Origin of the sequence: Lentzea sp. (assembly GCF_036380075.1) — a bacterium.
Classification (GTDB): domain Bacteria; phylum Actinomycetota; class Actinomycetes; order Mycobacteriales; family Pseudonocardiaceae; genus Lentzea.
Window position 1 is genome coordinate 1 of sequence record NZ_DASVFL010000337.1, and the last position, 2808, is coordinate 2808.

At 67.9% G+C, this 2808-nt stretch carries 2 protein-coding genes; both read left to right on the forward strand.

The features are described 5' to 3' along the window. Window positions 1–104: 104 nt before the first annotated feature. Complete coding sequence (locus tag VF330_RS36065; RefSeq protein ID WP_330856222.1) at window positions 105–1019, forward strand: F0F1 ATP synthase subunit gamma; 915 nt, start codon at window positions 105–107, stop codon at window positions 1017–1019. Window positions 1020–1026: 7 nt separating this feature from the next. After that, complete coding sequence (atpD, locus tag VF330_RS36070; protein ID WP_330856223.1) at window positions 1027–2490, forward strand: F0F1 ATP synthase subunit beta; 1464 nt, start codon at window positions 1027–1029, stop codon at window positions 2488–2490. The last annotated feature ends 318 nt before the right edge of the window (window positions 2491–2808 follow it).

The window sequence follows — 2808 nt, forward strand, 5'->3', positions numbered from 1 at the left end:
GAGGAGCCGGAGGAGCCCATGGAAGAGGAAGAGGTCAAGCGCGAAGCGGTGACCCGGCGCGTCCCGCCGAAGCCGAAGCAGCAATAGGGCGGGGACGGCAGAGCATGGGAGCACAGCTTCGCGCGGTCAGGCAGCGGATCCGGGCCATCCAGTCCACTGCCAAGATCACCCGTGCCCAGGAGCTCATCGCGTCCTCGCGGATCATCCAGGCGCAGCAACGGGTGCGGGCCTCGGCGCCCTACGCGGCGGAGCTGACCCGCGCGGTGGAGGCGGTGGTGAGCCGGTCCTCGCAGATCGACCATCCGCTGGTCCGCGAGCCGGCCAGCGCCGATCGGGTCGCCGTGCTGATCCTCACCAGCGACCGGGGCTTCGCCGGCGGTTACAACGCCAACGTGCTGCGCGAGGCGCAACGGCTGCGGGCGCTCCTGGAGGAGGAGCGCCGCGTCGCGGTGCAGACCTACGTGAGCGGGACCAAGGGCATCACCTGGCACCGGTTCCGCGACCGCGAACTGGCCGGCGAGTGGCGCGGCTACTCCGAACGGCCCGCGCCGGCCAACGCCGCCGAGATCGCCCGCGCCCTGCTCGACGCCTTCGAGCGGCCCACCGCCGAAGGCGGGGTCGACGAGATCCACCTCGTTTACACCGAGTTCGTCTCCATGCTCACGCAGCGGCCCACGGTCCGCCGCATCCTCCCGCTCGAGGTGCAGGAGGTGGAGGAGGAGCGCCACGAAGGCCCGATTCCGCCGTACGAATTCGAGCCGTCGCCGCAGGCCGTCTTGGATGCTCTTCTCCCGTGGTATGTGGAGAACCGGATCTACCACGCGCTGCTGGAGAGCGCGGCCGCCGAGATCGCGGCGCGGCGGCGCGCCATGAAGTCGGCCACCGACAACGCCAACGAGCTGCTCGAACAGTTCACGCGTGAGGCCAACAAGGCACGCCAGGCCGAGATCACCCAGGAAATCAGCGAGATCGTCGGGGGCGCCAACGCGCTGGCCGAGACAATCGCAGGGAGCGAGTGAGGGTCAGATGACCGCAACCACAGAGAACTCAGCCACCGACGGCGGCGGCCGCGACGGCACCGGCCCGGTCGGACAGGTCGCGCGGGTCACCGGGCCGGTCGTGGACGTGGAGTTCGGCGCCGAGCAGATGCCGGACATCTACAACGCGCTGCACGTCGATGTGACCCTGGGCGAGTCGTCCAGGACGCTGACCCTGGAGGTGGCGCTGCACATCGGCGACAACATGGTCCGGGCGATCTCCATGCAGCCCACCGATGGCCTGGTCCGCGGGGCCACGGTCATCGACACGGGCAGTGCGATCACCGTGCCGGTGGGCGACGTGACCAAGGGGCACGTGTTCAACGTGCTGGGCGAGACGCTGGACGTGCCGACCGCGTCCCTGAAGATCGCTGACCGCTGGTCGATCCACCGGGATCCCCCCGCCTTCGACAAGCTGGAGGCGAGGACGGAGATCCTGGAGACCGGGATCAAGGTCCTCGACCTGCTCACCCCCTACGTGAAGGGCGGCAAGGTCGGCCTGTTCGGCGGCGCCGGTGTCGGCAAGACCGTGCTCATCCAGGAGATGATCACGCGTATCGCGCGTGAGTTCTCCGGTACGTCGGTGTTCGCCGGCGTCGGTGAGCGCACCCGTGAGGGCACCGACCTCCTCCTCGAGATGGAGGAGATGGGCGTTCTCAGCGACACCGCGCTGGTCTTCGGTCAGATGGACGAGCCGCCCGGCACGCGCATGCGCGTCGCGCTGTCCGCTCTCACGATGGCGGAGTACTTCCGCGACGTGCAGAACCAGGACGTGCTGCTCTTCATCGACAACATCTTCCGGTTCACCCAGGCCGGTTCCGAGGTGTCGACCCTGCTGGGCCGCATGCCTTCGGCCGTGGGTTACCAGCCGACGCTGGCGGACGAGATGGGTGAGCTCCAGGAGCGCATCACCTCGACGCGCGGTAAGTCGATCACGTCGCTGCAGGCCATCTACGTGCCCGCCGACGACTACACCGACCCCGCCCCGGCGACCACCTTCGCCCACCTGGACGCGACGACGGAGCTCTCCCGTCCGATCTCCCAGAAGGGCATCTACCCGGCCGTCGACCCGCTGTCGTCGTCGTCTCGAATCCTCGAGCCGTCGATCGTCGGCGAGGAGCACTACCGGGTCGCCCAGGAGGTGAAGCGCATCCTGCAGAAGTACAAGGAGCTGCAGGACATCATCGCCATCCTCGGCATGGACGAGCTCTCCGAGGAGGACAAGGTCCTCGTCGGTCGCGCGCGTCGTCTCGAGCGCTTCCTCGGCCAGAACTTCATCGTGGCCGAGAAGTTCACGGGTCAGCCCGGGTCGTTCGTGCCCATCAAGGACACGATCGAGGCGTTCGACCGCGTGTGCAAGGGCGAGTTCGACCATTTCCCGGAGCAGGCGTTCTTCTCCTGCGGCGGGTTGGACGACGTCGAGGCCAACGCCAAGAAGCTGGCTGGTAACTGATTCTGGTTCGTTTTCCCTGGGCCGTTCCTCCTTTGTGGAGGGACGGCCCTTTGGGTTTTTGGGGGGTGTGTTTCCGGGGTTCCAGCGTGGTTGCCCTCTGGCGGGCGGGTGCCTGTTCCAGCGTGGGCGTGCACCCCCGGACGAAAGAGCGTTGTTCATCGCCGCTTCGCGACGATTGCGATTGGGGCTTGACTTCGGGGCCCTTGCGAGGCGCTGTGGTCGGCCGGAAAACGGCCGGACGCTTCGCGACCGGCCGAGCCCGAGAGGGGTAGCACCTCGCACCCAAAGTCAAGCCCCAATCGCACAAGAACGGGTGGG

Bases quoted from the DNA above. Each gene is read 5' to 3' on its own strand.
- VF330_RS36065 (WP_330856222.1), top strand. From the start codon at position 105: ATGGGAGCACAGCTTCGCGCGGTCAGGCAGCGGATCCGGGCCATCCAG.
- atpD (WP_330856223.1), top strand. From the start codon at position 1,027: ATGACCGCAACCACAGAGAACTCAGCCACCGACGGCGGCGGCCGCGAC.